The following is a 6,840-nucleotide window of genomic DNA, read 5'->3' on the forward strand; positions in this document are numbered from 1 at the left end:
AGGTGATCTGCGCCGCCAAACTACTCGCCGTGATGCACGGCGATTTTTTAGTGCGAACGGATCATAGTACCAAAAGCCTGCTCGGTCAACACTTCCAGCAATAATGAGTGTTCGATGCGGCCATCGATGATGTGCACCGTGTTCACGCCGGACTTGGCGGCGTCGAGCGCGGACGAGATCTTCGGCAGCATGCCGCCCGAGATCGTGCCGTCGGCGAACATCTCGTCGATTTCGCGCGCCGACAGGTCGGTCACCAGGTTGCCCTGCTTGTCCTGGACGCCGGCGATATTGGTCATCATGATCAGCTTTTCCGCTTTCAGGATTTCCGCGATCTTGCCCGCCACCACGTCGGCGTTGATGTTGTAGGCCTGGCCGTCCTGGCCGAAACCGATCGGCGAGATGATGGGAATGAAGGCATCGTCCTGCAGCGCCTTGACGACGGCCGGGTTGATCGCGTCGATCTCGCCGACGAAGCCGATGTCGAGGAATTCGCCCGGATGTTCGCGGTCCGGCATCTGCATCTTGCGCGCGCGGATCAAGCCGCCATCCTTGCCCGTCAGGCCGACGGCCTGGCCGCCGTAATGGTTGATCAGCATGACGATATCCTGCTGCACTTCGCCGCCCAGCACCCACTCCACCACTTCCATGGTTTCTTCGTCGGTGATGCGCATGCCTTGCACGAAGGTGCCTTGCTTGCCGATTTTTTTCAGCGCATTGTCGATCTGCGGTCCGCCGCCGTGGACCACGACGGGATTCATGCCGACCAGCTTGAGCAGGATGACGTCGCGCGCGAAGCCGTGCTTCAGGCGTTCGTCCGTCATGGCATTGCCGCCGTATTTGATGACGATGGTCTTGCCGTGGAAATTGCGGATGTAGGGGAGGGCCTCGGCCAGAATCTGCGCCTTGATTTGCGGCGACACCGCCGTCAAGTCGTCATTCATGTCCAGGTTCAAGTTAGCTAGTTGATTCATGGCGAGTCCGGAAAATAGATTGGTGAGATTTTACAGGGAAGACGAAAATCTTGGAGGCATTATAGGGCGATCTTGTTGTATTTTCCCTGATCATCCTATAGTCTGGTCCGATATGTCCGCCAGCCAGCCCTTTTACTGCCAGTTACATCTGCGTCGCGCGGCGACCTGGCGTGCCACACACTTGCCAATTCAAACACAGCCATGAGCCAGTGCAGCCGCTGCGGCGCCACTTTCCAATGTGGCCAGACGGACCCCCAGGCCAGCGGACCATGCTGGTGCACGGCGCTGCCGCCCGCCATGCCCGTGCCGGGCAGCAGCGCCATCGGCTGCTGGTGCCCGGCTTGCCTGCAGGCGCATATCGCCGCGCTGCCGCTTCCCGCAAAAGCAGCAACGTCGGCCAATTAAGCGCTTCGGCATGCAATTGCTTTGCAATAAACCTTGCATTCTGTAGGGGAATACGTTCAGACTTCGCTTTTTAAGAATTTCTGATAGGAAAGTCATGCGCTTCAGGGATATCCGGATCGGCGTGCGCATCAATGCCGGTTATGCCATTTTGATCGTGCTGATGCTGGTCGTCATCGTACTGGCGGGCAGCCGTATCTATGCCATCCGCGCCGAGACGGACGATATCCTGCAGCGCGACTGGGTTGCGGCCAAGGCCACCAGCAAGATCCACAGCCTGGCGCGCGAGGCGGCCACGCGCATTGCCAGCCTGCCAAGCCAGCACAGGCTGGCGCAGCGCCAGGCGAACCAGGAACGCCTGGAGGCGATCCGGCAAGGCATCGACGACCAGGTGCGCATCCTCGACGGGCTCGATGCGCGGCCCGACGAGCGGCGCCTGCTGCAGCAGATGCACCAGGCGCGCGCCGGCTATTACACGTCCCTGCAGTCCCTGTTCGCACTGGTCGGGCAGGGGGACGATGCCGGCGCGGAGCAGGCGATGCAGACGCAAACGTTGCCGGTGCTGGAAAAGGTGCTGCTGTACGTGGGCCAGCTTGACGACTTGCAGCAGCAGCAGATCCGCGACAGCGCGGCCAGGATACGCAACGACATCGACACCTCGCTGCTGCTGATGGGCGGCATCGGCCTGGCTGCCCTGCTGACGGGCCTGGCCTTTGCCTGGTCGGCGCGCTCGATCACGCGCCCGCTGGGCGAGGCGGTGGCGATCGCCACGCGCGTGGCCAATGGCGACCTCAGTTCCATCATCGAAGTGACGTCGCGCGACGAGACGGGCGAATTGCTGCAGGCGCTCAAGGACATGAGCACCAGCCTGGCCGTCGAACAGGACCTGCGCCACGCCGTCGAAGTGGCCGAGGATGCGACCAAGATGAAGTCGGACTTCCTGGCCAATATGTCGCACGAGATCCGCACGCCCATGAACGGCATCATCGGCATGACCCACCTGGCGCTGCAGACGGACCTCACGTCGACCCAGCGCAACTACCTGGAGAAGGTGGAATCGGCTTCGAAGAACCTGCTGGCCATCATCGACGATATCCTCGATTTCTCGAAGATCGAGGCGGGCAAGATGGCCTTTGAAAAAGTCGATTTTTTCCTCGAGGACGTGCTGGCGCAGATCGCCGACCTGTCCGTGATGCGGGCCCAGGACAAGGGGCTGGAACTGCTGTTCGACATCGGCCCCGACGTGCCGAACGCATTGCAGGGCGATCCGCTGCGCCTGGGGCAGGTACTGATCAACCTGACCAACAATGCCATCAAATTTACGGACAAGGGCGAGATCGTCGTCACCATCCGTTTGCAGCAGCTCGAGGAGCATGCGGCGGTCCTGCGCGTGGACGTGCGCGACACGGGCATCGGGCTGACGCCGCCCCAGCGCAGCAAGCTGTTCCAGGCCTTTACCCAGGCCGACACCTCGACCACGCGCCACCATGGCGGCACGGGCCTGGGACTGACCATCAGCAAGCGCCTGGTGGAAATGATGGAAGGCGAGATTGACCTGGTCAGCGAAGCGGGCGTGGGCAGTACCTTTTTCTTTACGGCCCGCTTCGGCCTGGCCGCCGTGCCGCGCGACAGCCTGCCGGTGCCGCTGCAATTCCAGGGCCTGCGCGTGCTGGTGGTCGACGACAACCCCAGCGCGCGTGAAATCTTCGTCAGCATGCTGACGGCGCTGGGCTTCGAGGCGCGTGCCGTGTATGGCGGCGTGCTGGCCATCGGCGCAGTGGCGCAGGCGCGTGCCGAGGGGCGGCCGTACGGATTGGTGCTGATGGACTGGAAAATGCCGGGCATGAACGGTCTCGATACCCTGGCCGGCATCCGCGCCGATGCCGCCGGCATCGATGCGACGCCGGCCTGCATCATGGTCACGGCCTTCCACCGCGAAGCGCTGCTGGAGGCGGCGCGCCAGCGCGAATTGCCGCTCGACGGCGTATTGAACAAGCCGGTCAGCGCCTCGACCCTGCTCGACCAGATCTCGTTCGTGTTTGGCGGCGTGACGGGGCAGAGCCGCAAGACGCAGCGCCAGAGCAGCTACCGCGACGACGAACGCGCGCTGCGCGGCGCCTGGCTGCTGCTGGTGGAAGACAATGAGGTGAACCAGGAAGTGGCGCAGCATATTCTCAACGACGCCGGCATCCGCGTCGATATCGCCGGCAACGGCGCCATCGCGCTGGCGAAGATCGAGGAAAACGCCTATGACGGCGTGCTGATGGATTGCCAGATGCCCGTGATGGATGGCTACCAGGCCACCCGCAAGCTGCGCCAGGACCCCCGTTATTCGAATCTGCCCGTGATCGCCATGACGGCCAATGCCATGGTGGGCGACAAGGAAAAATGCCTGGATGCCGGCATGAACGATTTCATCGCCAAGCCGATCGACGTGGCGCAGCTGTTTGGTACGCTGGCGCGCTGGATCGCGCCGGCCGCGCCGCAGGAAATGACGGCGGTGGTGGCGCAGCCGGAAGCGGAGTTGCCCGTGATCGCCGGCCTGAAAATGGCGGAGGCCATGCGCCGCGTGGGCGGCAATGCCGCTTTGATGCGAAAATTGCTGGACCGTTTTGTGGAAACCCAGTTCGATGCCATGCAGCGCATCGTTGCCGCCATCGAGAACAACCAGCTCGAGACGGCGATCCGCGAAGCGCATACCCTGAAGGGCCTGGCCGGCAATATCGGCGCCGGCGGCCTGGCCGACAGCGCCGCGCGGGTCGAGCATTTGCTCAGCCTGGGCTCGCACGACGGCTTGCCGCAGGCGCTGGCGGCCTGCACCCTGGCGCTCGACGAACTGGTGCCGAAGATCGTGCTGGCCATGCAGGCGCGCAGCAATGCGGCCGAGGCGGGCGGTGCGCCGGTGGTGCAGGTGGCCGCAGTGGACCGGGCGCACCTGGAGGCGGGCTTGCGCGAGTTGTCGCAGCTGCTGCAGCAGGACGATGCGCAGGCCGTCAGGCACCTCGACGGCATCGGCCCCGTGCTGGTCGCGGCGGGCCAGGCGGAACATGCGCGCCAGCTGAAGCGCATGCTGGGACAATACGATTTCGAAGGTGCGCTGGCGCAGCTGGGCGAGGTGGCCGATGCGCTGGAGCTGACACTGTGACAAGGATAACTATGCAAAGCGAAGGACGGGCATGAGAGTGCCGGCAAGCAAGCCAACCATCCTGGTGGTCGATGACACGCCAGACAATATCGACCTGCTGCGCGCGGTGCTGGAAGACGATTACCGCACCAAGATCGCCGTCAATGGCGAACGCGCCCTGAAGATCGCCGCCGGCAGCGACCAGCCCGACCTGATCCTGCTCGACATCATGATGCCGGGCATGAGCGGCTACGACGTGTGCCGCGCGCTGAAGGCCGATCCCGCCACGGCCGCCATTCCCGTGATCTTCGTGACCGCCATGAGCGAAGTGGCCGACGAGCAGCTGGGCCTGGCCCTGGGCGCCGTCGACTACATCACCAAGCCGATCTCGGCGCCCATCGTGCTGGCGCGCATCAAGACGCAGCTGGCGATGAAGCAGATGCAGGATTTCCTGCGCGACCAGAACCAGTACCTGGAAACGGAGGTGGAGCGCCGCGTGCAGGAAGTCAAGGCGCTGCAGGATGTCACCATCCACGCCATGGCTTCGCTGGCCGAGACGCGCGACAGCGAGACGGGCAACCATATCCGCCGCACCTCGCACTACCTGAAGGCGCTGGCCGAGAAGGTGCGCGGCTTGCCGCGCTTCCGCGATTTTTTGACGGACAAGAATATCGAACTGCTGTTCAAGACGGCGCCGCTGCACGACATCGGCAAGGTGGGCATCCCCGACCATATCCTGCTCAAGCCGGGACGTTTCGAGCCGCACGAAATGGCCATCATGAAGACGCACACCACCCTGGGGCGCGACGCCATCCTGGCGGCCGAGCACGAGCTGGGCATCGAAGTCGATTTCCTCAAGTACGCGAAAGAGATCGCCTACAGCCACCATGAAAAATGGGATGGCAGCGGCTACCCGCAAGGGCTCGCCGGCGAAGACATCCCGATTTCGGCGCGCCTGATGGCGCTGGCGGACGTGTACGACGCCCTGATCAGCCGGCGCATCTACAAGCAGGGCATGGGCCATGCACAGGCCGTGCAGATCATCGTCGAGGGACGCGGTTCGCACTTCGACGCCGAGATCGTCGACGCTTTCCTGGAAATCCAGGACCAGTTCATCGCCATCTCCAACCGCTATGCCGACGGCGTATGCGAGATCGCCGACAAGCAGCGACAGGTGGCGCCGTTCGCTGAAGAAATCAGCTGACGGATCAGCTGACGGTCTTGAAGAAGCGCAGCATCTCGCGGCTGGCGTCCGGGCCCTTGCCGTCCGTATAGCTGCCGCTACCGCTGCCGCCCGACCACGCGTGGCCGGCGCCGTGGATCACCCAGTGTTCCCCCAGCGGCGAGCCGTCGGCCTGGCGGTGCGTGGTGCGCGTGTAGCGGTGGCCATTCGGCACGCTGCCATCGATGGAGTCGGCCCTGGCCGCCTTGCCGCCGGCCTGGCTGCGCACGCCCTGGGCGATCAGTTCGTCGCCATTGCGCGGGTTGACGGTGGTGTCGCGGTCGCCGTGGAAGACGATGATGGGCACGCCGCCCGCCGGCGCCTGGCGCCGGGCGTTGGGCATGGCGCCGCCCTTCATGGCGGCCAGCGCCGACGGCAAGTCCTGTGCCGAGGCGAACGGCAGGCCCGAATGCACGCCGACGGCGGCAAACACGTCGGGGTACAGGGTGCCGACGATGACGGCCATGGCGCCGCCCGCCGACAGGCCGGCGACGAACACTGCGCGCTCATTGACGGGGTATTCGTCGATGACTTGCTGGGCGATGCCGGCGATCAGCGACGGCTCGCCCTGGTCGCGCTGCTGGTCGATGGCGTTGAACCAGTTCCAGCAGCGCGAGCTGTTGGCGCCCTGCGTCTGTGCCGGGTAGACGACAAAACACTCCTTTTCTTCGGCCAGCGCATTCATCTGCGTGCCGGCGGCGAAGTCGTCGGGGTTCTGCGTGCAGCCGTGCAGCATGACGATCAGCGGCATGGCCTGGCCGTGATAGCTGCTGGGGATATACAGTTTGTACGAACGCGTGCCCGCGTGGTTGCGGTACACGCCATCGATGAACTGCGCGCCAGCGGGCATTTCCGCCGGCGCGGTGGCCGGCGCGTTGAAGCCGGGCGGATGAAAATTCGGCAGCTCGAAGCTGGGCATGTCGAAGCCGTGCTGCCCCAGGCCGACAGGCACGCCCAGGCGCGCCATGAAATCCTGCGCGAAGTCCTGCGCCGCCTGCGCGGGCGTGGGCGGCGCAGCTGGCGTGTCCGGTGCGGCGGCCGCTTGCGGCTGGGCGCCTGCTGCAGGCGCCGGTGGCGGATTGATGTCGCGCATCGGCGGTGGTGGCTGCGGCGCGGCTGCC

General features: G+C 64.6%; 5 protein-coding genes. 3 read left to right on the forward strand and 2 right to left on the reverse strand.

Annotated elements, in window-relative coordinates:
- Positions 1-47: 47 nt before the first annotated feature.
- Positions 48-941 carry an acetylglutamate kinase gene (gene argB, locus GCN74_RS17455; RefSeq protein WP_010393729.1) on the reverse strand — a complete coding sequence of 298 codons (894 nt, stop codon included), beginning with the start codon at positions 939-941 and terminating at the stop codon, positions 48-50.
- A gap of 231 nt (positions 942-1,172) precedes the next feature.
- On the opposite strand from argB, the gene GCN74_RS17460 reads away from it, so the two are divergent.
- The 3 genes from GCN74_RS17460 to GCN74_RS17470 all read left to right on the forward strand — a co-directional run bounded on the left by GCN74_RS17460 (position 1,173) and on the right by GCN74_RS17470 (position 5,701).
- Entirely contained in the window at positions 1,173-1,376 is a 204-nt protein-coding gene (locus GCN74_RS17460; protein WP_152257853.1) for a cysteine-rich CWC family protein, read from the forward strand.
- Positions 1,377-1,470: 94 nt separating this feature from the next.
- The gene (locus tag GCN74_RS17465; protein ID WP_152257854.1) at positions 1,471-4,518 is read left to right on the forward strand and encodes a response regulator; all 3,048 of its coding nucleotides are present in this window, start codon (positions 1,471-1,473) and stop codon (positions 4,516-4,518) included.
- A 31-nt stretch (positions 4,519-4,549) separates the two neighbouring features.
- Positions 4,550-5,701: a two-component system response regulator gene (locus tag GCN74_RS17470; RefSeq protein ID WP_152257855.1), complete on the forward strand. Its 1,152-nt coding sequence runs from the start codon at positions 4,550-4,552 to the stop codon at positions 5,699-5,701.
- A 4-nt stretch (positions 5,702-5,705) separates the two neighbouring features.
- Here the strand turns inward: GCN74_RS17470 and GCN74_RS17475 are convergent.
- The coding region (locus GCN74_RS17475; RefSeq protein ID WP_152257856.1) for an alpha/beta hydrolase family esterase at positions 5,706-6,840 on the reverse strand (1,135 nt) is incomplete at its 5' end.

The sequence above is a fragment of the Janthinobacterium sp. FT14W genome, assembly GCF_009208755.1.
Classification (GTDB): domain Bacteria; phylum Pseudomonadota; class Gammaproteobacteria; order Burkholderiales; family Burkholderiaceae_D; genus Janthinobacterium; species Janthinobacterium violaceinigrum.